This window comes from Neoroseomonas lacus (assembly GCF_014644535.1).
Taxonomy (GTDB): Bacteria; Pseudomonadota; Alphaproteobacteria; order Acetobacterales; family Acetobacteraceae; genus Neoroseomonas; species Neoroseomonas lacus.
Genome location: NZ_BMKW01000001.1, coordinates 311,746 through 333,603, shown reverse-complemented (window position 1 = coordinate 333,603; position 21,858 = coordinate 311,746). Strand labels below are relative to the sequence as shown.

Genomic DNA, 21,858 nt, shown 5'->3' with positions numbered 1-21,858 from the left:
CATGCGTATCGCCATCGGCGGCTTTCAGCACGAAAGCCATTCCTTCGCCCCGCGACCGACGGCGTGGATGGATTTCGTCAAGCCCGGCGGCTTTCCGCCTGTGCAACACGCGGCAACCCTGCTCGACACGCTGCGCCCGACCGGCGTGCCTTCCGCCGGCGCCATCGCCGCAGCCGAGGCCGAGGGGGTGGACCTCGTCCCGCTCGCCTGGGCCTTCGCCAACCCGGCGGGCCCGGTCACGCGCGAGGCCTTCGAACGCATCACCGCGCTGATCGTCGCCGCCCTGTCGGACGCGCTCGATGCGGGCCCGTTGGATGGCGTCTATCTCGAACTGCACGGCGCGATGGTCTCGGAGGATTTCCCCGATGCCGAGGGCGAAGTGCTGCGCCGCGTGCGCGCCGTGGTCGGCCCCGATGTGCCGATCGCCGCGAGCCTCGACCCGCATGCCAACAAGACCGCGGCGATGGTCGCGCTGTCGGATGTGCTGGTGCCCTATCGCACCTACCCGCATATCGACATGAAGCCGGCCGGCGCGCAGGCGATGCGGTTGCTGCTGCGCATGGCGCGCGACGGCTCCCGCCCGGCCAAGGCGTTTCGCGAACTCGACTTCTGGACCCCGCTCCCCGGCCAATGCACCATGGTCGCGCCGATGGCCGATGTGATGGCCGAGCGCGCGCGCCTTGGCGAGACTGATGGCGTCTGGGAACTCGGCTTCTGCTTCGGCTTTCCCTATGCGGATTTCCCCGGCTGCGGCATGGCGATCGCCTCCTATGCCGACACGCCCGACCAGGCCGTCGCTGCCGCCGAAGCCCTGGCCGGTTTCATCGCGAGCAAGGAGCCCGACTTCGCCCTCGGTGTCGCACCCGCGGCCGAGGGCGTCGCACGCGCCATGGCGACCCGCGATGCGACCGGCCCGGTCATCCTGGCCGACACGCAGGACAATCCCGGTGGCGGCGGCCATGGCGACACGACGGGCCTGCTCGCCGAACTGATCCGGCAGGACGCGCAGGGTGCGGTGCTCGCGCCGATGAATGACTCCGAAGCCGCCGCCGCCTGCCACGCGGCGGGGGAGGGAGCGGAAATCACCCTCGACCTCGGCGGCAAGAGCGACGGCGCGCCGTTGCGCGTCACAGCGCTGGTCGAGAAGTTGTCGGATGGCCGCTTCACGCTCACCGGCCCGATGGGCAAGGGCAACCCCGCCGATCTCGGCCCCTCGGCATTGATCCGCGTCGCACCCGGCGTGCGCGTGATCGTCGTCAGCCGCAAGATGCAAGCGCATGACCAGGCGCTGTTCCGCTTCATCGGCATTGAGCCGGCCGACCAAAAGATCGTCGCGGTGAAGTCGAGCGTGCATTTCCGCGCAGATTTCCAGCCGATCGCCTCGGAGGTCATCGTCGTTACCGCGCCGGGCCCGGTCGTCGCCGACCCGGCCGTGCTACCCTTCACCAATCTGCGGCCGGGGTTGCGCCTGCGGCCGGGGGACAATCGGCGTACCGGCTGACGCGCCGGAGATGCGGATCAGTCGCGTGGCGACGCTGCCCGAGGGGCTGCCGGACCTTGCGCGCATCGCTGCGGCGGAAGGGTTCCGCATGCTTGATGTGCTGGCGCGCGACTGGGCCGATGGCTCCAACCGCTTCACGGCAACAGGCGAGGCGCTGTTCGCCGCGCATGACGGTGCGGGTCGATTGCTCGGCATGGGCGGCATCACGCGCGACCCCTGGGTGGAGGCGCTGCGCATGCGTCGCTTCTACGTCCGGCCTGTTGCGCGTGGCGACGGCGTCGGGCGTGCGCTGGCCGAGGCGGCGCTCGATCATGCGCGTGCATCGGAGATCACCATGGTCCGGCTCCGCGCGCCCGCTGTTGCCTTCGCCTTCTGGGAAGCGTTGGGCTTCGTGCGGCTGCCGGGGGATCCGGTGGCGACGCATGCCCTGACGCTGCGGCACGTCTAGAGCGGTTCCCCCCGAGAGTGGAACCGCTCTCTCCTTGTTTGAGCAAGCATCTTCACTCGCCGGGGTGATTCCACCCGGACGGGATCTGCTCTAGCGGCCGGCCGCCTCCATCTCGCGCAGCACCGGCCGCAGCACAGGCGGGGCATGGCCCATGCTCCACATCACCGCATGCGCCTTGCCCTGCCAGTGGCGGGTGATCGAGCAGGTCATGTCGGACGGCGCGTCGGGCGGCATCCGCTCGGAGCCTGCCTCGTCGAGCAGCACCGCGATGCGGTCATAGGCCGCGTTGGTGTCGAGCCTGGTCTCCTCGATCGGGGCGCCGGCCCGCGCCCGGCCCAGCCGCAGCACGGCGCTGTCTGCCTCGATGCGCAGGCCACCGCCACCGCCGGTGACGCCGCCGCCGCAATAGCTGACGATATCCTCCGCCGCCGCCTGCCTCGCGCCGCCGAACAGCAGCGGCAGCACCAGCAGGGCGGCGAGGCGCGCGCTCATGGGCCGAGCAACGCGCGCACCGCCGCCTCGCGCGGTATCGGCGCGACCGCGCCATAGCCGGTGGTGGACAAGGCGGCCGCCGCATTGGCGTAGCGCGCGGCGGCCAGCGGGTCCTCCCCGGCCAGCAGCCGCGCGAGCAGTGCGCCGGCGAAGGTATCCCCCGCACCGGTCGCATCCACCGCATTCACGCGATGCGCGGGGATGCGGCTGCGGCTGTCGCGCGTGGCGACGACGCAGCCTTCGACACCGCATTTCAGCAGCACCAGCGGGCAGAGCCGCAGGTAGAAATCCGTCACGTCATCCGGGTCGGTCAGGCCGGTCAGCGCCGTCGCATCGTCCAGCGAGGGCAGCGCGATGTCGGCCAGCCCGATCGCTGCATGGATCACGGCGGCGGCGCGCGCCGGCGGCCACAGGCGCAGCCGCAGATTGGTGTCGTAGGAGACCCGCACCCCGGCCGCCCGCGCCACGTGGATGGCATGGAACACGGCGTCGCAGGCGCTTTCCGAAATGGCTTGGCTGATGCCCGACACATGCAGGATGCGCGCGGCGCGGATCGCGTCCTCCGGCACGTCCTGCGGTCGGTATCGCGCGGCGGCGCTGCCGTTGCGATAGAAGTTGAAGTGGTGCCCGGCCGGGCCATGGGTGACGAAATAGATCCCGGTCGGTGCCTCGGGGCGGCGGATGACTGTCGCCGTCTCGACGCCCTCGCGCGCCCACAGCGCCATAAAGCTCTCGCCGGCAGCATCGGTGCCGACCGCGGTGATGTAGCCGACCGAGGCACCCGACCGCGCCGCGGCGATGGCGGTGTTGGAGGTGTCGCCGCCATGGCCTTCAAGATACAGCAGCCGCCCCTCGGGGTCAGGGGGCTGTTGGTTGAACTCCAGCATGGGTTCGCCCATGCAGAGCAGGTCGGCCATGTCAGGTCCTCACGATGCCGAGGGCTTCCTCGGCGGCGCGTTGCACGGCGGCACGGTTGCCGGCGGCGATCAGGGCTTCGTCCACCAGCCTGCCGCCCATGCCGACGAAGGCCGCCCCGGCGGCGATGTAGTCCGGCACGTTGCGGGCATCGACCCCGCCGGTCGGGCAGAAGACGACATCGGGGAAGACGGAGCGCAGTGCCTTCACATGCGCCGGCCCGCCGACCGAACTGGCCGGAAACACCTTCACCACATCGGCCCCGGCGGCGATGGCGGCGCGCACCTCGGTCGGCGTCAGCGCGCCGAGCATCAGGCAGGCGCCGGCATCCTGCACGGGTGCGACGAGTGTTGCGTCGACCCAGGGTGCGACGATGAATTTCGCTCCGGCATCGAGGCATTGTTCGGCCATGCGGGCATCGGCGACGGTGCCGGCGCCGACCAGCAGGTCAGGGTCGGCGGCAAGGGCGCGGATCAGCGCGGGGGCCTCGGGCACCGTCATGGTGATTTCGAACACGCGCAGCCCGGCTTCCTGGAGCCAGGCGACGGCTGTCGCGGCCCGGGCGGCGGTGGAGGTACGCACCACCGGGATGATGCGGGCCTCGCGCAGACGCGGGATCAGGGGATGCATGGCGGCGGTTCCTCCGGCGGCCATGCTGGGCCGGGCCGAGGCCCGACGGCAAGGGGGGCGCTAAACCACCATGCGGTCGGCGGTGGCCTGCAGGCGGCGGCTCGCGGCCAGCGCTTGTTCGATCTCGCCGGCGGCATTGTCGAGCGCGCCGCGGAAGCCGGCCACGGACTCGCCCAGGCGGGACATGGTGCGCGACAGGTCGCCGATCGCATCCCGCAAGCCGGCGGCGGCCATGGATTGTTCGCCGATTGCCTCGTCCAGCCGGCGCAGGGCCAAGCGGAGCCGATCCTCGGGGCGCTGCGGGAAGACAGCGACGATCGTCGCGTCGGCACCGTCGGTCTTTGTAGTGGGATCCGGCATGGGGCCTCGAACTCGCGTGTTAAGGCTTTCTTAATCGAGAGTTGCGACCGATGCGAGCAAAAATTGTCGCGTAAATCGAGCATTGTCTCGAAAAACGATGAACTCGACGCGATGCGATGGCCTGGGATACGGTCCGGGTCATCAGGCATTTACGAATGCACCCCTGGCTCTCACGGCAAGCGTGATGGCCCATCGCCCAGGCCGGGCAGCCAGCCAGCACGGCCGATGCGTTCCATCCGGTGCGGTTTTCCTCTAGAAGCCGCGCGGAGGGTCTTTCTCACCCATGGGCACAGCCCTCGAAATCGGCGTCATTCTGCTGCTCGTTCTGGTCAATGGCGGCTTCGCCATGAGCGAACTGGCGATCGTCTCCTCGCGGCGCTCACGCCTGATGGCGCTGCAGCGGCGCGGCAGCCTCGGGGCGGAGGCCGCCCTCGCGCTGGCCGACGACCCGCAACGATTCCTGCCCACGGTGCAGGTCGGCATCACGCTGGTTGGCATTTTCGCCGGCGCCTTCGGTGGCGCCAGGCTCGCCGGCACGCTGGGGGAGGCGCTCAGCGTCGTCCCGCTGCTCGCCCCCTATGCCCCCGAGATCGCCTTCACGCTGGTCGTGATCGTCATCACCTATCTCAGCCTGATTCTGGGCGAGCTGGTGCCGAAGCAGGTCGCGCTGCGCAATCCGGAACGCGTGGCCGTCTTCGTGGCTCGGCCGATGGCGGCGCTGTCGCGTTATTCATCGCCGGTGGTTTGGGTCCTCGGCAAATCCTCGGCCGTCGTGCTGCGGCTGTTCGGCCCCGCCGTCCCCGGCGAGCAGTCGGTGACCGAAGAGGAGGTGAAGGCCGTGGTCGCCGAGGGCGCCCAGGCTGGCGCGCTGGAGACCGAGGAGCAGCACATGATCGAGCGCGTGCTGCGCCTCGCCGACAAGCCGGTGCGCGCGCTGATGACACCGCGCAATGACCTCGCCTGGCTCGACCGCTCCGACCCGCCCGAGGAGATCGCGGCGCATCTGCGCGCCAGCCGCGTGACGCGCTTCGTGGTCGCCGATGGCCGGGTGGACAATGTGGTTGGCGTGGTGGCGGCCAAGGATCTGCTCGACCAGATACTGGAAGGCGCGCCGATGTCGCTCGCCGCCGCGCTGCGCCAGCCGCTGGTGCTGCCCGATACGCTGACCGCGCTCGATGCGCTCGAGCGGCTGCGTGGGGACCAGCTCGGCATGGCGCTGGTGATGGATGAATACGGGTCCTTCGAGGGCGTGGTCACGGCGTCCGACCTGTTGGAGGCGATCGTCGGCGACCTCGGCCCGATGGAGCCGGTCGAGGATGGCGTGGCGATCGAGCGGGCTGACGGGTCGCTGCTGCTCGATGGCTCGATGCCGTCGGACGAATTGCGCGCGCGGCTCGATTTGCCGGAATTGCCGGGGGCGGGGACCTACCACACGGTGGGTGGGCTGATGCTGGCGCTGCTGAAGCGGGTGCCGAAGGAGGGCGACCGCATCGTCTGGGCCGGCTGGCGGTTCGAGGTGGTGGACATGGATGGCCGCCGCGTCGACAAGGTGCTGGCCAGCAAGGAAGAGGCGGTGGCCTGACGCCGCTACTTCGCCGCCGATTTCGCGATCGGCGCGATGAATTGCGGCTCGGTGTCCCACGGGAACATGATCCAGGTGTCCTGGGACACTTCCGTGATGAAGGTGTCGACCAGCGGATTGCCGGCGGGCTTCGCATAGACCGTGGCGAAATGCGCCTTGGGCAGCAGGGTGCGGACCACGCGGGCGGTGGTGCCGGTATCGACCAGGTCGTCGATGATCAGCCAGCCCTCGCCATCGCCGGCGGCGGCCGGCGGCTTGGCCACCTTGGGTTCGCCGCGAACCTCCTCGTCATAGGTGACGATCGAGACGCTTTCGATCAGCCGGCAATCCAGTTCGCGGGCGATGATCGCCGCGGGGATCAGCCCGCCACGGGTGATCGCGACGATGCCGCGCCAGGGGCCTTTCTCCAGTAGCCGCCAGGCCAGCGCCTTGCTGTCGCGGTGCAGCTGGTCCCAGGTGACCGTATAGTAGCGCGGCGCCATCTCAGAACATCCTTCCGCCATTCGGCACCTGGAGGTCCGGCTTCACCAGCACAACGGCGCCGCTTTCATCCGGCACGCCGAGCACCAGCACCTCGCTCTCGAAGCCGGCGATGCGCCGGGGCGGGAAATTCACCACCGCCATGACCTGCCGGCCGATCAGCCGGTCCGGCGCGTAATGCACGGTGATCTGCGCGGCGGAGCGCTTCACCCCGATGGTGCCGCCGAAATCCACCCACAGCCGGATCGAGGGCTTGCGCGCCTCGGGGAAGGGCTGGGCATCCACGATGGTGCCGGCCCGGATGTCCAGGCGGTCGAAATCCTCGATGGTCGCGGCTGTGTCCATGTCTCGCGTCTAGACCGGAACGGGCGGATGCGCGAGGGGCAGTGACGCTGCAGGAGTGGGGCGGGTTCTGTCCCGCCCGGACCTTGGCGACAGTGGCGCCCCTCCGTTCCCGGCGCCAGCGCAAAGCGCGCGCCCCGTTCGTTTCACTTTTAGACTTTTAGGATTCTACTTCTTTTCGACATCGACGTGACAGACGCAGGGCTGCCGTTGGCTGAAAAGAACATATCGCGAACGAAGCGCCGAATGCCACATCCCGGAATGGGCCTTCGGGGCCGGCCACTGCCGGATATGAGAATGCGCCATTGGGCGCATCCTCAAACGGACACTCGCATCAGATGCCGCCCGAGGCATCGTACGATCTCCGCGAAGGCCTCCGCTGGCGCCGGTACACCGGCGTCGCGGAACTGCGCCCTGTTCCTCAGAGAATTTGCAGAGCGGCCGCTACTCCGGCGCGGCGCAGGGCGCGGTGGGCGCGTGCCGTGTCGCTCAGCGGCCCGCCTCCGGGCCGAACGGCCGAAGATGCCCATGCGGCGCGGGGCGCGCTCGGCCACCAGGGCGCGCCAGACCGCGATGGCATCCTCCAGCGCGGCCGGGAAGGGGTGGTCGGGCCTCTCGTCTTGCGATGGCCGATAATCGGCTGGTGCCGGCGGCACGGTGCGACCCGTGACGGCGTGATCGACGCCGTCCGGACCGGGCTTTACGACGCGGTGGCGGCCGTGCCAGCCGTCGCGCCAAGGCCGAGCTCGGCAGCGATGCCATTGCCAAGCGGTGAGCCAAGGCCGCAGCAGGCATTCCACGGCGCGCCGGCCGGATAGCAGGCGTAGGGCGTCATCTGACCATCAAGGCCGGGCGGCGGTCCGTTGTTGCCATTGAGGATCGGCGTGCAGCAGGCCGCGCCGGCGCCTTGCTGCGCGTACAGCAGCGGCGTCAGGAAGCCGATCGCCTGTCCGGCGTTGCGTTCGACCAGCAACGCCGCCAGGGCGGCCCATATCGGCGCGGCCGCGCTGGTGCCGAAACCGTCGCCGGTGCCCTGGGGGCTCAGCGCATAACCGCTTCGGCTGGCGGCATTGCCCGCGACATCCGGCATGCCGCGCCCCGCGGGCTGGCCCGGATTGAACGGCGGCGGCAGGGTGATCCCCTGCTGGTACTCGGGGACGGTGAACAGCGTGCTGATGCCGCCGCCGGTTGCCCGCTTCTCGCCGGGAGCCTGCATTTCGTTCCACACGACCTCGCCGGTGAGGACGCGCGCGCCACCCTGATCCTGCAGCAGCAACTCGGTGCCGCCGCAAGCGAGGCAATAGGACGAGGAGGCCGGAAAGGCGCAGTTCTGGGCATAGGCGCCGTCCGGATTGCCCGGCGCGCCGTAGTCGCCCGAGGCAACGCAGACGGTGACGCCGAGCAGGCCGGCGATGGCGAACAGCACGTGCACGGCGAGTGCGGTCTGTTCCGACCAGTTTGATTCCGGCTGGCCCAGGCTGATCGACATGACGTTGCAGGGGTCGGTGTCATTGTCGAGCGCGGCTACGAGCGCATCGATCCAGGGATCGGAGGAATAGCCGTAGGATTGCGCGAGGCTGTAGCCGACCAGGGTCGCGCCGGGCGCCACCGCGCCGACGAGCTTGAGGTCCATCATCGCCTCGCCGTTGAGCGTCGGTGTGTCGCCGTCGGCGGAGGCTGCATCCGGTCGCTCCAGCACGATGGTCACCGGCGGCAGGCCGAGGCTGGCGAAGAAGGCCTGGATGGCAGCGAGGTCCACCACGAGGTCGGATTCCATGAAGGCGACGATCGCGCCCTTCCCGGTCACGCCCTGTGGATACTGGTAGTAATCGAAGGCAACGGTGGTCGGCAGGTTGCCCGGGATCGAGGGAGGTTCGGTGTATTCCATGCCCGCCCGACGTCCGGCGGCGAGGCGTGACACCTCGTCGAGGCCAAGCACCGCCGCGACATGTGGTGCGAGTTCGGCGGGCAGGCGTAGAGCGCCCTCATAGGCGCGCAGCAGGTGCCCGCCCATCCGGTAGAGCCCGAGTTCGACCCCGAAGGCGCGGCCGAGGTCCTGGGCACGCCCGGCGACGGTGACGAACAACCCGCCGAGGGCCGAGCGTTGCAGCTCAAGGCTGTGGTCGTCGCAGAATGCCGCGACGGCCTTCGCCGCCTCGGGCGAAGGGCCGAATGCCGCGGCGAGCGATGGACGCGGCAGGTGACGGCGAGCCGCCGGCATCTGCCCGCCGAGACGCATTGCAGCGTCGAGCAGCGCCTGGTCTCCGCCGCGTGCCGCAAGGCGTAGCGTGACACGGAGCCTCTGCTCCGGATCGGCCGCGCCGGTCCGGGCCTTCAGGAGATGCGCCGGCAGGGCGCTGCCCGCCAGGGGTGACGTCCGTTCCTGCTGCCGCACCGGTCGCTCCCATCCTTAAACGAGGGGCACAAGGCTAGCGCATGACGCGTCATGGTTGAGAATTGGAATAACGATGCGCGCGGGCACGATGTCGTGGGGTTCGGCCCGGAGGTTGCGACGGAGCGACATAGCCGTCCGGCCGGCCATTCCTCCGGTGCAGGGCAGGCCAGCCATTGGCCCGGCCTTTCCAACGCCCCCGTCCCGTTGCATGGAGAGGGTAACACTTGCTGGAAACGGACCCTCCGATGCGCGATTTCCATCTGCCTGGCCGCTCGGCCGCCTATGGCACCAACGGCATGGCCGCCACGTCGATGCCGCAGGCGACGCTCGCCGCGCTCGACATCCTGCGTGCCGGCGGCAATGCGATGGATGCCGCCATCGCCGCCTGCGCGGTGCAATGTGTGATCGAGCCGGCCTCGACGGGCATTGGCGGCGACAATTTCTGCCTCTACGTCCCGGCGGGGTCGTCGAAGGTCATCGCGATGAACGGCTCGGGCCGCGCGCCGGCGGGGGCGACGCCGGAAGCGCTGCGCGCCGCCGGGATGACCGCCATGGTCAATACCTCGGCCCATTCGGTGACGGTGCCTGGGGCGATCAGCGCCTGGGACCTGCTGAACCGGACGCATGGCAAGCTCGGCCTCCACCGCATCCTGCAGGCGGCGATCGGCTATGCGGAGGAAGGCTTCGCCGTCTCCCCGCGCGTGGCCTGGGACTGGCAAGGTTCGGTGGGGAAGCTGTCGAAGCATCCGGCCTCGGCGCGGCGCTTCCTGCGCGATGGGGAGGCACCGGCGCTGGGCAGCCGCTTCACCCAGCCGGAACTGGCCAGGACGCTGCGGGCCATCGCGGCGCGCGGCAAGAAGGCCTTCTATGAGGGCGAGGTCGCGGCCGACATCGTCGCCACGCTGCGCGCCGCTGGCGGGCTGCACACCGAGGAGGACTTCGCCCGCGGGGCGGATGTCGCCGAGTTCGTCGAGCCGATCTCGATCAAGTGGCGCGATGTCGAGGTGTTCCAGTGCCCGCCGAACGGCGTGGGGATGCATGTGCTGCAGATCCTCGGCATCCTCGGCAAGAAGGCGACGCCGGAGCAGGGGCCGCTGAGCGCCGAGCGCTTCCATCGCCACATCGAGGCGGCGCGGCTGGTGTATCGCGATCGCGACGCCTTCCTCGCTGATCCGTCGATGGTGGATGTGCCGGTCGAGAAGCTGCTCTCGGACGAGTATCTCGGACGGCTGGCCAAGATCATCAGCGATGAGCAGGCCATGGCGACGCTGCCGCCGGCCGGCGAGAGCGACCTCGCGAAGCACAAGGACACGGTGTACCTCTGCGTGGTGGACAAGGACGGCAATGCCTGTTCCTTCATCAATTCGCTGTTCGAAGGCTTCGGCACAGGCATTCTCGCCGAGGGCGCGGGCGTCATGCTGCAGAATCGCGGCTTCGGCTTCCGCCTGCAGGAAGGCCACCCGAACTGCATCGCGCCGAACAAGCGGCCGCTGCACACCATCATCCCCGGCATGGTGATGAAGGATGGCCAGGCGATCATGCCCTATGGCGTGATGGGCGGGCGCTTCCAGCCGACCGGCCACACGCTGTTCCTGACCAACCACTTCGAGTTCGGCATGGATGTGCAGGAGGCGATCGACTTCCCGCGTCTGATGCCGCAGGACGGGCCGAAGGGCGACAAGGTGCAGGTGGAGCGCGGCATTCCGGGCCAGGTGGTCGACCGGCTGAACAGGCTCGGCCATGATTGCGAACTGGTGGACAAGCCGCATGGCGGTGGCCAGGCGATCTTCATCGACCGCGAGAAGGGCTGCCTGGTGGGTGGGTCGGACCCGCGCAAGGATGGGTGTGCGTTGGGGTACTGATCCCCGGCGCGGGTCAGCCGGCGGGGGCCATGGCCCCGTCCACGAGGCGGAAGCGCTCCCTGCGCCGCTGGCTCGGGCAGCAGCGCGGGTCGCGGGGGCCATAGGCGAGGCCGTTCACCTCGATCGCGCCATGGGTGACGGTCGCCGCGTCCACCATGAAGCCCGGCGGGTGCGGCTGCGGCACTTCGGTGACGCGGCCGTCCTGTTCGTAAAACACGCCGAAGACGCGGTTCCAGTCGTTGCTGCCGCCGCAGCCCTCGAGCGTATAGACCACCACCACCACGGGGCCGGGTGCACCGGGCAGGGGGCCACGATAGGTCTCCTCCGGCCGGTAGATGTCGCAGCCGTGATTGGCGCGCGCGATATGCGCGCGGATGGCATCGGCGCTCTGGGCCCGGGCGCTCGTCGCGGACAGCAACGCCATGGACGCGAGGCCGATGATGCGGAGCATGCTGTCTTCCCTCAGGTCCGGTCCGAGCATGCCGCCACAGGCAGGTCCGCGGCGTCAACGCAACGGCAGGTACAGCATGGTGACCGCCTCGTGGGCCGGGACGTCCGGGAAGATGTGCACCCGCTTGCAGAAGGGCGGCGCGTCGCGCGCTTCCTCCCCGCTGGCGGGCAGCCAGTCACGATACAGGAACAGGGCGGCGGGTTCGAGATCCTCTCCATTGCCGACCACGCGCAGCGCGGCACAGCGCCCGCCGGGGATCATGCCAGCGGTCACGCCCTGGTCGTTCGGTGCGACGGGGCGGTCGGTGCCGGCACAGAGATCGAGACGGAAAGCCCCGGGCGGCTCGATGTCGGGCGGCGTGTGAAAGACGTTCCAGGTCGTGCTGACCTTGGGCGGCAGGCCGGCCGCGCGGCGCCAGGCGATGAAGCGGCGGATCGTCTCCGCCATCCCCTCGGGCGGGCCGCGATGCGTCATCACCGCGACGGGGGTGTCGGGCAGCGCGACGATGGTCACCTGGTCGGTCGAAAAGCTCTGCGTCATGAGGAGGCTCCGGGCCGTCTTGAAGGGGGCGAGGGTGGTGCGCCAGGCGGCGATGTCCGGCGCTGCGCGGAAGGCCGAGGGCGTCTGCCCGAAGCGCTGGCGGAAGGCGCGGGCGAACGCATCGGGGCTTTCATAGCCGGCATCGAGGGCGATCTCCGTCACCGGCTGCCAGCGCAGATAGGCGAGCTGATGCGCCGCGCGCCCGAGCCGGCCGAGCTGCACATAGCGGTGCACCGGCAGGCCCGTGCAGGCGCTGAACTGCCGATGGAAATGGCAGGGGGAAAAGGCCGCGATGTCGGCAAGCGTGGCGAGGTCGAGATCGGCCGCCGGATGCCGGTCGATATGGGCCAGCACGCGGCGCATGCGGGCGCGGTATCGGTCGGCGGCGTCGTTCGTCGTCATGTGGCGCTTATGGCGTGCCGCGTCTCCGCGCGCCCGGCCGATCTTGCGTTTCGGCTTGAGGCCCGCGCGCCGTCATGCCACGCAGCCGGGCAGGGAGGTGCCACCACATGACCCTGCGCGCGATCCAGGCCGACATCACCACGCTGCCGGTCGATGCCATCGTCAATGCCGCGAATGACAGGCTGCTGATGGGCGGCGGCGTCTGTGGCGCGATCTTCCGTGCCGCGGGGGCCGGGGCGCTTGCCGAAGCCTGCGCACGGGTCGCGCCATGCCCGACCGGGCAGGCGCGCATCACGCCCGGCTTTGCCCTGCCGGCGCGGTACGTCATCCATACGGTCGGTCCGGTCTGGCAGGGTGGCGGGGCAGGGGAGCCGGCGCTGCTGGCGGCCTGCTATCGCGCGAGCCTCGCCCTGTTGCGCGCGGCCGGCGGTCGGTCGGTGGCCTTCCCGGCGATCTCGACCGGCATCTTCGGCTATCCGGCCGATCGCGCGACCCGGATTGCCGTCGCGGCGGTCCGGGAGGATGTTGCGCGCCACGGTGACCTCGACATCACCTTCGCCTGTTTCGACCAGGCGATGCTGGATCTCTACCGGAAGGAACTTGCGTCATGACTGAACCCTGCGACCTCTCCGCGCTCGAGGCGCGGCGCCTGATCGGGCGCAAGGCGCTCTCCCCGGTGGAGCTGATGGAGTCATGCCTCAAGCGCATCGGCGAGGTGAACCACGCCGTCAACGCGATGGTCGCGATGGATGAGGTCGCGGCGCGCGCCGGGGCCAAGGCCGCCGAGGAGGCGGTGATGCAGGGCGGGCCGCTCGGCCTGCTGCACGGCTTGCCGGTCGGCATCAAGGATCTTGAGGAGGTGAAGGGGCTGCGCACCACCTATGGCAGCCCGCTCTTCGAGGATTTCGTGCCCGAGGCGGATTGCATGATGGTCGCGAACCTGCGCGACGCGGGTGCGGTCGTCATCGGCAAGACCAACACCCCGGAATTCGGCGCGGGCGCCAATACGCGCAACGCCGTCTATGGCGTGACGGGCAATCCGTTCGACCAGACCAAGTCGGCGGCCGGGTCGTCGGGTGGGTCGGGCGTGGCGCTGGCTTGTGGGATGGCGCCGATCTGTTCGGGGTCCGATACCGGCGGGTCGCTGCGCAACCCGGCGGCGTTCAACGGGATTGTCGGGTATCGGCCGTCGCCGGGGCTGGTGCCGTCGGAGAAGCGCGCGCATGGCTGGTCGGGGCTGCCGGTGCTCGGGCCGATGGCGCGCAACGTGCCGGATGCGGCGCTGATGCTGGCCGCCATGGCGTCGGATGATGCGATGGATCCGCTCGCCTACACCCTGCCGGAAGGGCCGGTGCGCGGCGTGCCAGAGGCGTTCTTCCCGATGCAGCCGATCGACCTGGCGTCGCTGCGGCTGGCGATCAGCGTCGATTTCGGTCAGGCGCCGGTCGAGAAGTTGATCCGCGAGGCCTTTGCCATCCGTGCCAAGGCGATCGCCCCGCTGTTCGGCGCGGCCGAGGAAGCTGACCCGGATTGCCGTGGCGGTGACGAGGCCTTCGAGGTGCTGCGTGCCATGGCCTTCCTGACCGCCCATGCGCAGAAGGTGCGCGACAAGCCTGACATGGTCGGCCCCAATGTGCGGGCGAATGTCGAGGAAGGGCTACGCTACACGCTGGAGGATGGGTCGAAAGCGGCGGCGGCGCAGACGCGGATGTATCGCGCCTGGCAGCACTTCTTCGCCCATCATGACGTGCTGATCACGCCGGCGATCACGCTCTCACCGCGGCCGTGGAAGGAGCTGTACCCGGCCGAGATCGACGGCAAGCCGACGCGCACCTACTACCACTGGCTCGCCTGCGCCTATTACGTGACGCTGTGCGGGCATCCGGCGATTTCGCTGCCGATGGGCGTGGATCGGCTAGGGATGCCGTTCGGTTTGCAGATCGTCGGGCCGCGCGGCGGCGATGCGCTAGTGATGCGCGTGGCGGCGGCGATCGAGGAAGCCTTCGCCGGTGACGCCGTGCTGCGGCGGCCGGTGCCGGACCTCGCCGCGCTGGCCGCGGCACAGCCGGTCAAGGCGATGCCGGGCGCGGTCGGCTGGGACTGAGCCCTTACCAGCGGCGGTAGTAGCCCCGGTCGCGCTCGGCATAGCGCGGATAACCGCGATAGCGGGGCTGCTGGTAGTAGCGGTCGTTGTGGTTGTTGTTATTGGCGGCGACCGCGACCAGCCCGACCAGGGCCGCCGCGCCGATGCCGAGCGCGGCGGTGCTGCCCCAGTCGGTCTGCCCGTCCGGGGTCTGACAGGCGCCGAGGGCGAGGCTGGCGGAAAGGGCGATGGCGGGGAGCAGGCGCATGGCGGGGGTTCTCCTGGCTTGCGCATCATCCGTCGGCGGCGTGTCGGTCCTTAGGCGGAACAATGGCATGGCGGCGGTGTCTTTGCGGCGGCGCCGCCATCATTGATGTCCGCAAAGAATCGATTGTCGAAAATCGCAAATCGAGTCATTCCTGGCTTCATGAGCCCGACCGACATCCTCGCCTCACTCGCCACACGCCACCTGGCTGCCACCCGCTCCATCCCGGCGGCGGTGGCGGAAGCGCTACGGGAAGGCATCCTGACCGGGCTGCTGCCCGCGGGTGCGCAACTCAAGCAGGATCACCTGGCGCGCCATTTCGGCACCAGTCGCGCGCCGGTCCGTGAAGCGCTCCAGGTTTTGGCGGGGGAGGGGTTACTGACCGTCAGCCGGCATCGTGGCATCGCCGTCGCACCCGCAGATCCGGCGGACCTGCAGGAGATCACCGAACTGCGCAGCCTGCTCGAAGGCCATGCCATGCGCTTGTCGATCCCGCACCTGACCCGTGCCGACAAGGACGCCGCCGCGGCCGTGCTGGCGGAAGCCGAGGCCGCGCCCGCCGACCCCATACGGCAGTCCGACCTGCATTGGCGCTTTCACCGCATCCTCACCTCCCGCGCCGACCGACCGCGGATCATGGCGCAGATGGAGCACCTGCATATCGCTGTGTCGCGCTACCTGATGCCGGCCTGGACCGCGGCGGGGCTGTCGGTCGGATGGGTGCGGTCCCATCGCGACATGCTCGAACTCGCGGGGCGCGGCGACGCCGCCGGCGCGGCGGCAATGAACGCCGGCCAGGTCGAGGAGGCGCGCGCACGCGTTGCACAATGGCTCGCAACACAGGAACAGGCATGACCTTCGACACGACCATCGACGCGACCGACCGGCGCGTCCTGACCTTCGATTGCTACGGCACGCTGATCGATTGGGAGAGCGGCATCACCGCGCGCGTCGGCCCCTGGATCGCCGAAGCGGGGCGTCGCGAGATCCCGCCCGACCTCATCCTTGTCGCCTTCGCGCTGCATCAGTCGCGGCACCAGCAGCCGCGGCCGGCATTGCCCTATCGGGAGGTGCTGGCTCGCAGTTGGGCGGATGTCCAAGCGAGTTTCGGCCTGCCGGAGGACGCGGCGCAATGCGAGGCCTTCGCGCAATCCTGCGGCGACTGGCCGCCCTTCGCCGATACGGTCGCGGCGCTGCGGCGCCTGGCCTCCCGCTTCGCCCTTGGCATCCTGTCCAACGTGGATGATGCCTCACTGGCTCGCAGCCTGCGGCTGCTCGAGGTTCCCTTCCTGCTGACCGTCACTGCTGAGCGTGTCGGGTCCTACAAGCCCGGGCTGCCGCATTTCGAGACCGCGGTGGCGGAGCTCGAAGAGCAGGGCGTGCCCAAGGAAGCGATCCTGCATGTTGCCCAAAGCCGCCACCATGATGTGGAACCGGCGGCGCGGCTCGGCATACCCACGGTTTGGGTTGATCGGCGGCATGGCAAGCGCGGCATCGGCGCGACCATCGCGAATACCGCCCAGCCCGCGGCGCGGGTGCCCTCGCTGGCCGCCCTGGCGGATGCCCTCGGTGTTTGATTTTCGACAATCGACAAATCGGAGATTGGCATGATCGGATTGCTTCGTTCACTCGGCGTCGCTGCCCTGCTGTTCGGCGGTGCGGCGCAGGCCCAGGCGCCGGCGACGTTGTCGCCGACCTTCGATGCGGTGCGCGCGCGTGGACACGTCGTCTGCGGCACTGCCCCCAACCTGCCGGGCTTTGCCGCGGTGGACAGCCGAGGCGCCTGGTCGGGTCTGTATGTCGATGTCTGCCGCGCCGTCGCCGCGGCGATGTTCGGTGATGCGTCGAAAGTACGATACGTCGCTACCACCACGCAGAACCGGCTGCCGATGTTGCAGGCGGGCGAGATCGATATCCTTGCCTCCAACACCACCTGGACGCTGACGCGCGAGGCGAGCCTCGGCCTCGAATTCACGGGGGTCACCTTTTATGACGGACAAGGCTTCCTGGTTCGCCGCTCGCTTGGCGTGTCCGCCGCGCGGCAGTTGGATGGCGCGACGGTCTGCGTGCAGCCCGGCACCACGACTGAGTTGAATCTGGCCGACTACTTCCGCCGAAGCGGAATGCGCCTGACACCACTCGTCATCGACACGCTGGAGGAATTGCGCACCGCCTTCCTCGGCGGTCGTTGCGACGCCTACACGATCGGGACGGCAGCATTGGCCGCCTTCCGTGCCGGTCTTGGGGAGCAGGGGCAGGACTTCATGCTGCTGCCCGACGTCATCAGCAAAGAGCCGCTCGGGCCTGTGGTTCGCAAGGGGGACCAGCGCTGGTTCGACCTGGTGCGCTGGGCCGGCTTCGTGCCGCTGCTCGCCGAGGAATTCGGCATCACCTCCGCCAATGCCGAGGCCCGGCTCGACGATCCCGACCCCGAGGTGCGGCGCTTCCTCGGACGCAGCGGAGGGTTCGGCGGTATGCTGGGCGTGGGTGACGATTGGGCATTCCAGATCGTCCGGCAGGTCGGCAACTATGCCGAACAATGGGATCGAAACGTCGCGCCGCTCGGTCTGCAGCGCGGGGTGAACCGGCTATGGACCGATGGCGGCGTCCACTACCCGCCACCGGCACGCTGAGGGCAGGGCGTCAGGGCCGGTCGCGGGCGTCCGTGCGCGGCTGTGACACCGCCCCACCCGCCGTGCCGACCGACCCGCCTACACTCATGGTCAGCGACCCCGGGCGCGTCGCTGTCGGCGTCGTGCCCGTTCCCGTGCCACCGCAACCCACCAGGACTGTGGCGCACAGCAGCAGTGCCGGCCAAGTTTGGATGGCAGGGCGCATGGCGTCAGCCCCGCGCCCCGGAGAAGGCGTTGAAGGTCTGCAGCGTGTAGGTGTCCTTCACGCCGGGGACGGTCTGCACCGTCTCGACCACGAATTCGCCGATGTCGCGGTCGGGGGCGAGGTAGAATTTCCCGAGCAGGTCGTATTGGCCGGAGATGGAATGCATCTCCGACAATTCCTCGATGGTGTCGGCCATGTCGCGGGCCACGCGGTAGGCTTGGCCCATCTCGCATTTGATCATGACGAATATCGCGCGCATCGCCGGTTCCGTCGCTGCGGCGCGGCGTGAGTGCCGGCGCCTACTTCGCCGGCTTGTACATCATGCAGCGGTCCCAGTCCCAGAACAGGTGGCTGTTGAACCAGGCCACCGTCTCGGTGCCGCGCCGGCCGTCGTCGCCGCCCTGCTGGTCATCGGGGTCGTTGATGTGCAGCGTATCGCCCTCGATGCCGGTCAGCACGATGGCATGGCCGAAACCGTACCAGTCGCCCACCGCCCAGATCGGGCCGTACTGCACGAGCCAGCGGAAGATGTCCCAATTCGTGGCGGTGTGCGCGCCGGTGGGCAGCGGGACGGGCTCCAGCCCCTCAACGGCGGCGAGGCGGGGGAAGTCCTGCTCGACAATGCCGCTATCCGCGTTCCATTCCCGCGGCAGGCCGAGGCGCGGGCCGGCTTCCTGGTAGTAGGCGACCATGCAGGCGGCGGCGTACCAGCAATCCATCGACCGCACCTGGCCGACCACCGGCACGTCCAGCACCAGCGACGGTCCGCTTGAGGAGATGGCATTCGACCGGCTGCGCCCCGGAAAGCGATGGGCGCCGATGGTGAGCGACATGATGAAGCCTCCTGCCAGGCTGGTTGGTCCGATCCGGCGTTGAAACTGGCATCGAATCGGCGGCCTTGCCCATGAAGTGTTGCGTAACCGCGATGCCGCTCGCGCGGGCGGACCGCCCATGGCTTGTGCAACCTGGCCGCACCGGGCGGAGTTGGTCCTTGCCGGGGCGCGGCATGGCGGTTGCTTGCCTCCTGGCCATGAGCAGCATCTCCCAGTCGCCCGACCGTGGCGGACCCGCGCAGCCCCTCCTCTCCGTGACGGGGCTGGTGAAGCACTTCCCGATCAATGGCGGGCTGTTCGGCCGCCAGGTGGCGGTGGTGCGGGCGGTGGACGGGGTGGACCTGTCGATCCTCAAGGGTGAGACCCTCGGCATCGTCGGTGAATCCGGCTGCGGCAAGTCCACCACGGCGCGGCTGCTGATGCGCCTGATGGATGCCAATGCCGGCACCATGGTCTTCGATGGCGAGGAAGTGGGCGGCAACGACCAGACCGGCGGCGTCGCGCTGCGCGACTATCGCCGCCAGGTGCAGATGGTGTTCCAGGATTCCTATGCCTCGCTGAACCCGCGCCTGACCATCGAGGAGACCATCGCCTTCGCCCCCAAGGTGCATGGCGTGCCGGCCGCCGAGGCGCGCGAGCGGGCGCGCGAGCTGCTCGCCGCCGTCGGCCTCGCGCCGGCGCAATTCGCGCAGCGCTACCCGCATGAGCTTTCGGGCGGGCAGCGGCAGCGCATCAACATCGCCCGCGCGCTGGCGTTGCAGCCGCGGCTGGTGATCCTGGACGAACCGGTCTCCGCCCTCGACAAATCGGTCGAGGCGCAGGTGCTGAACCTGCTGATGGATCTCAAGGAGAAGTTCGGCCTGACCTATGCGTTCATCAGCCACGACCTCAGCGTGGTGCAGTACATCTCCGACCGCGTGCTGGTCATGTATCTGGGCAAGGTGGTCGAGCAGGGGCCGGTGGACGAGATCTACGAACGCCCCGCGCACCCTTACACCCGCGCGCTGCTGGCCTCGCGCCCCTCGATGGACCCGACGAAGCGGCGCACCGTGCCGCCGCTGACCGGCGACCCGCCCAACCCGGTGAACCCGCCTTCCGGCTGCCGTTTCCGCACGCGCTGCCCGATGGCCGAGGGGGTGTGTGCCGAACGCGAGCCGATCGCGGCGACGCTCTCGCCCGGGCATGAGGCCGCCTGCCATGCGGTGACGCCCGGCAGCGGGCACACGCTCGCGCCGAGGATGGCGGCATGAGCGCGGCGGTGAAGATGGACGCCGCCACGCCGCTGGTGCGCGCGCGCGACCTGTCGGTGCGCTTTGTCAATCGCGACACCACGGTGCACGCGGTCAATGGTGTCGACCTCGACCTCGCGCAGGGGGAGGTGTTGTGCCTGCTGGGTGAATCGGGGTCGGGCAAGTCGGTCACGCTGCGCGCGCTGATGAAGCTGCTGCCGAAGCAGGCCAAGGTCGGCGGCTCGATCGAGGTCGCCGGCCGCGATGTGCAGGCGATGTCGGAGGGGCAGCTCTCGGCCTTCCGCGGCGGCGATGTCGCGATGATCTTCCAGGAGCCGATGACCGCGCTCGACCCGGTCTTCACCATCGGCGGGCAGATCGCCGAGGCGGTGCAGCGGCATGAGGGCGCGTCGCGTTCGGCGGCCGATGCGCGGGCGCTCGAATTGCTGGAACTGGTGCAGATCCCGTCGGCCAAGCGACGCCTCGCCGCCTACCCGCATGAGTTGTCAGGTGGGCTGCGTCAGCGCGCGATGATTGCGGTGGCACTCGCCTGCAAGCCAAAGTTGCTGCTGGCAGATGAACCAACCACCGCGCTCGACGCCACGGTGCAGATCCAGGTGCTGCTGTTGTTGCGCGAGTTGCAGGAGCAACTCGGCATGGGCGTCATCTTCGTCACGCACGACCTTGGCGTCGCCGGCGAGATCGCCGACCGCATCGCCGTGATGTATGCGGGGCGCGTCGTCGAGGAAGGGCCGGTCGTGCCGTTCATGGCCGGCCCGCTGCACCCCTATCCGCAGGGCCTGCTGGGCGCGACGGTGCATGGCGGCATGCGCGGCAAGCGGCTGACGACCATCCCCGGCGCGCCGCCGAGCCTCGACAGGTTGCCGACCGGCTGCGCCTTTGCGCCGCGCTGCGAAATCGCCGAACCGGCCTGCCTCGATGGCGTGCCGGCAATCCGGCCTTTGGGTGGCGGGCGGATGGTTCGTTGCATCAAGGTCGGAACTTCTTGACGCGCTGCCCATCGGCGTCTTGCCGAATGCTTGCCTTGCGGTCATGTATTCGGCGTCGGCAGGTGGGCTCACCATGAGAACAATGACGCAATTGGCGATCCTTGCCGCGATCGGCGGGGCTGGGGCGGGCTGGCAGATCTATGGCGAGCAGTTCGGTCTGCGGCCGCCGCTCGAGATGTTGGGCCTTCGCCAGGCGTCGACCCAGGGCGGGGCCCGTGGCGGCGTGCAGGGCGGCCCGGTCGCGGTCATCGTGCAGCCGGTGCGCGTCGGCCAGGTCGTCGAGCGGGTCGAGAGTGTCGGCACGGTGCGCGCCCGCGAAGCCGTCACCATCACCACCAAGGTCGCCGGCATCGTCGAGGCGATCCGCTTCACCGAAGGCGAGCGGGTCGACGCCGGGGCGACGCTGGTGCAGCTCGACGCCGCGGCGCTGCGCGCGGAACTCGACCAGGCGCGCGCCATGCTGGATGATTCGCGAAGCCAGCTGGTGCGCGGGCGCCAGCTCCAGGCGGGGGCGACGATCGCCGCCCAGCGGCTCGAAACCCTCGAAGCCGTGGCCCGCCAGGCCGAGGGGCGGGTGCGCCAGGCGGAGGCGCGGCTCGAGGAGTTGCGCGTGATAGCGCCCTTCGCCGGCCGCGTCGGCCTGCGCCAAGTGAGCCCCGGTGCGCTGATCCAGCCGGGGACGGTGATCACCACGCTCGACGACACCGTCCGCGTGCGCGTCGAATTTTCGGTGCCCGAGGTCTATCTCGCGCGCATCCGCGTCGGCAGCGGCGTGACCGCCCATAGCAGCGCCTATGAGGGACGACGCTTCCAGGGCACGGTCGCGGTGATCGATACGCGCATCGACCCGGCGACGCGCTCGGTGCGCGTGATCAGCGAATTCGACAATGCGGATGAGGCGTTGCGCCCCGGCCTGTTCCTGACGGTGGAACTGGTGCTGGAGCAACGCGACCGCGCCCTGTTGGTGGCCGAGGAGGCGATCGACCCGGTTGGCGACCATGCCTACGTCTATGTCGTTCGCGATGGCCGCGCGCGGCGGCAGGAGGTGCGGCTCGGCCTGCGCCTGCCCGGCGAGGTCGAGATCCGCGACGGGCTGAATGCCGGCGAGCCGGTGGTGGTGCGCGGCGTCCAGCGGCTGCGCAACGACATTCCCGTCCGGGTCACCGAGACCCTGACGCGACCGACGAGCTGACGGGAGCG

At 69.6% G+C, this 21,858-nt stretch carries 24 protein-coding genes; 12 read left to right on the top strand and 12 right to left on the bottom strand.

The genetic code is table 11. The annotated features are described in order from the left end of the window. Position 1: 1 nt before the first annotated feature. Both IEY36_RS01630 and IEY36_RS01625 read left to right on the top strand, forming a co-directional pair. Complete coding sequence (locus IEY36_RS01630) at positions 2–1,501, top strand: M81 family metallopeptidase (RefSeq protein ID WP_188965160.1); 1,500 nt, start codon at positions 2–4, stop codon at positions 1,499–1,501. Positions 1,502–1,511: 10 nt separating this feature from the next. Then, positions 1,512–1,949 (top strand): GNAT family N-acetyltransferase, encoded by a 438-nt coding sequence (locus IEY36_RS01625; protein ID WP_188965159.1) that lies wholly within the window; start codon positions 1,512–1,514, stop codon positions 1,947–1,949. Between the two features lie 90 nt (positions 1,950–2,039). Here IEY36_RS01625 and IEY36_RS01620 read toward each other — a convergent pair whose 3' ends face one another. From IEY36_RS01620 to IEY36_RS01605, 4 genes are read right to left on the bottom strand one after another with little or no spacing between them, the layout of a single operon-like run. Continuing rightward, positions 2,040–2,441: a hypothetical protein gene (locus tag IEY36_RS01620; protein ID WP_188965158.1), complete on the bottom strand. Its 402-nt coding sequence runs from the start codon at positions 2,439–2,441 to the stop codon at positions 2,040–2,042. Next, positions 2,438–3,358, bottom strand: coding sequence for a sugar kinase (locus IEY36_RS01615; RefSeq protein WP_188965157.1), 921 nt, complete (start codon positions 3,356–3,358; stop codon positions 2,438–2,440). Before IEY36_RS01615 ends, IEY36_RS01620 begins: the two co-directional genes overlap by 4 nt. Position 3,359: 1 nt before the next feature. Then, positions 3,360–3,986, bottom strand: a complete 627-nt coding sequence (locus IEY36_RS01610) for a bifunctional 4-hydroxy-2-oxoglutarate aldolase/2-dehydro-3-deoxy-phosphogluconate aldolase (protein WP_229681015.1) — start codon at positions 3,984–3,986, stop codon at positions 3,360–3,362. Positions 3,987–4,046: 60 nt separating this feature from the next. Next, on the bottom strand, positions 4,047–4,262 hold the full coding sequence (locus IEY36_RS01605) for a hypothetical protein (RefSeq protein ID WP_188965155.1): 216 nt from the start codon (positions 4,260–4,262) through the stop codon (positions 4,047–4,049). A 367-nt stretch (positions 4,263–4,629) separates the two neighbouring features. Between IEY36_RS01605 and IEY36_RS01600 the strand changes: the two genes are divergently transcribed. Then, the gene (locus IEY36_RS01600) at positions 4,630–5,928 is read left to right on the top strand and encodes a hemolysin family protein (RefSeq protein WP_188965154.1); all 1,299 of its coding nucleotides are present in this window, start codon (positions 4,630–4,632) and stop codon (positions 5,926–5,928) included. Positions 5,929–5,933: 5 nt separating this feature from the next. Here the strand turns inward: IEY36_RS01600 and gpt are convergent, their stop codons facing one another. From gpt to IEY36_RS01585, 3 genes are all read right to left on the bottom strand, one after another. Then, entirely contained in the window at positions 5,934–6,410 is a 477-nt protein-coding gene (gene gpt, locus IEY36_RS01595; protein WP_188965153.1) for a xanthine phosphoribosyltransferase, read from the bottom strand. 1 nt (position 6,411) lies between these two features. Next, a complete protein-coding gene (locus IEY36_RS01590) occupies positions 6,412–6,753 on the bottom strand; it encodes a tRNA-binding protein (RefSeq protein WP_188965152.1) in 342 nt (113 codons plus the stop codon). Positions 6,754–7,450: 697 nt separating this feature from the next. Further along, positions 7,451–9,145 carry a S53 family peptidase gene (locus tag IEY36_RS01585; RefSeq protein WP_188965151.1) on the bottom strand — a complete coding sequence of 565 codons (1,695 nt, stop codon included), beginning with the start codon at positions 9,143–9,145 and terminating at the stop codon, positions 7,451–7,453. 245 nt (positions 9,146–9,390) lie between these two features. Here IEY36_RS01585 and ggt point away from each other — a divergent pair, with 245 nt between their 5' ends. Next, positions 9,391–11,007, top strand: coding sequence for a gamma-glutamyltransferase (gene ggt / locus IEY36_RS01580; RefSeq protein ID WP_188965150.1), 1,617 nt, complete (start codon positions 9,391–9,393; stop codon positions 11,005–11,007). Between the two features lie 13 nt (positions 11,008–11,020). Here ggt and IEY36_RS01575 read toward each other — a convergent pair whose 3' ends face one another. Together IEY36_RS01575 and IEY36_RS01570 are read right to left on the bottom strand one after the other, a co-directional pair. Then, complete coding sequence (locus IEY36_RS01575; protein ID WP_188965149.1) at positions 11,021–11,458, bottom strand: hypothetical protein; 438 nt, start codon at positions 11,456–11,458, stop codon at positions 11,021–11,023. A 54-nt stretch (positions 11,459–11,512) separates the two neighbouring features. After that, positions 11,513–12,400 carry an AraC family transcriptional regulator gene (locus IEY36_RS01570; protein ID WP_188965148.1) on the bottom strand — a complete coding sequence of 296 codons (888 nt, stop codon included), beginning with the start codon at positions 12,398–12,400 and terminating at the stop codon, positions 11,513–11,515. Between the two features lie 107 nt (positions 12,401–12,507). Between IEY36_RS01570 and IEY36_RS01565 the strand changes: the two genes are divergently transcribed. Both IEY36_RS01565 and IEY36_RS01560 read left to right on the top strand, forming a co-directional pair. Beyond that, a complete protein-coding gene (locus IEY36_RS01565; protein ID WP_188965147.1) occupies positions 12,508–13,011 on the top strand; it encodes a macro domain-containing protein in 504 nt (167 codons plus the stop codon). Next, positions 13,008–14,504, top strand: a complete 1,497-nt coding sequence (locus tag IEY36_RS01560) for an amidase (protein ID WP_188965146.1) — start codon at positions 13,008–13,010, stop codon at positions 14,502–14,504. The genes IEY36_RS01565 and IEY36_RS01560 overlap by 4 nt, the downstream gene beginning before the upstream one ends. A gap of 4 nt (positions 14,505–14,508) precedes the next feature. Here the strand turns inward: IEY36_RS01560 and IEY36_RS01555 are convergent, their stop codons facing one another. Then, positions 14,509–14,751, bottom strand: coding sequence for a hypothetical protein (locus tag IEY36_RS01555; protein WP_188965145.1), 243 nt, complete (start codon positions 14,749–14,751; stop codon positions 14,509–14,511). A 159-nt stretch (positions 14,752–14,910) separates the two neighbouring features. Here IEY36_RS01555 and IEY36_RS01550 point away from each other — a divergent pair, with 159 nt between their 5' ends. The 3 genes from IEY36_RS01550 to IEY36_RS01540 are packed head-to-tail and all read left to right on the top strand — an operon-like array spanning position 14,911 to position 17,381. Beyond that, positions 14,911–15,603 (top strand): GntR family transcriptional regulator, encoded by a 693-nt coding sequence (locus tag IEY36_RS01550; protein WP_188965144.1) that lies wholly within the window; start codon positions 14,911–14,913, stop codon positions 15,601–15,603. Next, positions 15,600–16,325 (top strand): HAD family hydrolase, encoded by a 726-nt coding sequence (locus tag IEY36_RS01545; protein ID WP_188965143.1) that lies wholly within the window; start codon positions 15,600–15,602, stop codon positions 16,323–16,325. Before IEY36_RS01550 ends, IEY36_RS01545 begins: the two co-directional genes overlap by 4 nt. A gap of 30 nt (positions 16,326–16,355) precedes the next feature. Beyond that, positions 16,356–17,381, top strand: coding sequence for an amino acid ABC transporter substrate-binding protein (locus tag IEY36_RS01540; protein WP_188965142.1), 1,026 nt, complete (start codon positions 16,356–16,358; stop codon positions 17,379–17,381). Positions 17,382–17,590: 209 nt separating this feature from the next. On the opposite strand, the gene IEY36_RS01535 is transcribed toward IEY36_RS01540, so the two are convergent. Together IEY36_RS01535 and IEY36_RS01530 are read right to left on the bottom strand one after the other, a co-directional pair. Continuing rightward, the gene (locus IEY36_RS01535; RefSeq protein WP_188965141.1) at positions 17,591–17,845 is read right to left on the bottom strand and encodes an Lrp/AsnC ligand binding domain-containing protein; all 255 of its coding nucleotides are present in this window, start codon (positions 17,843–17,845) and stop codon (positions 17,591–17,593) included. Between the two features lie 40 nt (positions 17,846–17,885). After that, positions 17,886–18,419, bottom strand: a complete 534-nt coding sequence (locus tag IEY36_RS01530) for a papain-like cysteine protease family protein (protein ID WP_188965140.1) — start codon at positions 18,417–18,419, stop codon at positions 17,886–17,888. A 197-nt stretch (positions 18,420–18,616) separates the two neighbouring features. Between IEY36_RS01530 and IEY36_RS01525 the strand changes: the two genes are divergently transcribed. The 3 genes from IEY36_RS01525 to IEY36_RS01515 all read left to right on the top strand — a co-directional run bounded on the left by IEY36_RS01525 (position 18,617) and on the right by IEY36_RS01515 (position 21,850). Continuing rightward, positions 18,617–19,669, top strand: coding sequence for an ABC transporter ATP-binding protein (locus IEY36_RS01525; protein ID WP_188965139.1), 1,053 nt, complete (start codon positions 18,617–18,619; stop codon positions 19,667–19,669). Further along, complete coding sequence (locus tag IEY36_RS01520; RefSeq protein ID WP_229681013.1) at positions 19,666–20,658, top strand: ABC transporter ATP-binding protein; 993 nt, start codon at positions 19,666–19,668, stop codon at positions 20,656–20,658. The genes IEY36_RS01525 and IEY36_RS01520 overlap by 4 nt, the downstream gene beginning before the upstream one ends. Positions 20,659–20,731: 73 nt before the next feature. Then, the gene (locus IEY36_RS01515) at positions 20,732–21,850 is read left to right on the top strand and encodes an efflux RND transporter periplasmic adaptor subunit (protein WP_188965138.1); all 1,119 of its coding nucleotides are present in this window, start codon (positions 20,732–20,734) and stop codon (positions 21,848–21,850) included. The last annotated feature ends 8 nt before the right edge of the window (positions 21,851–21,858 follow it).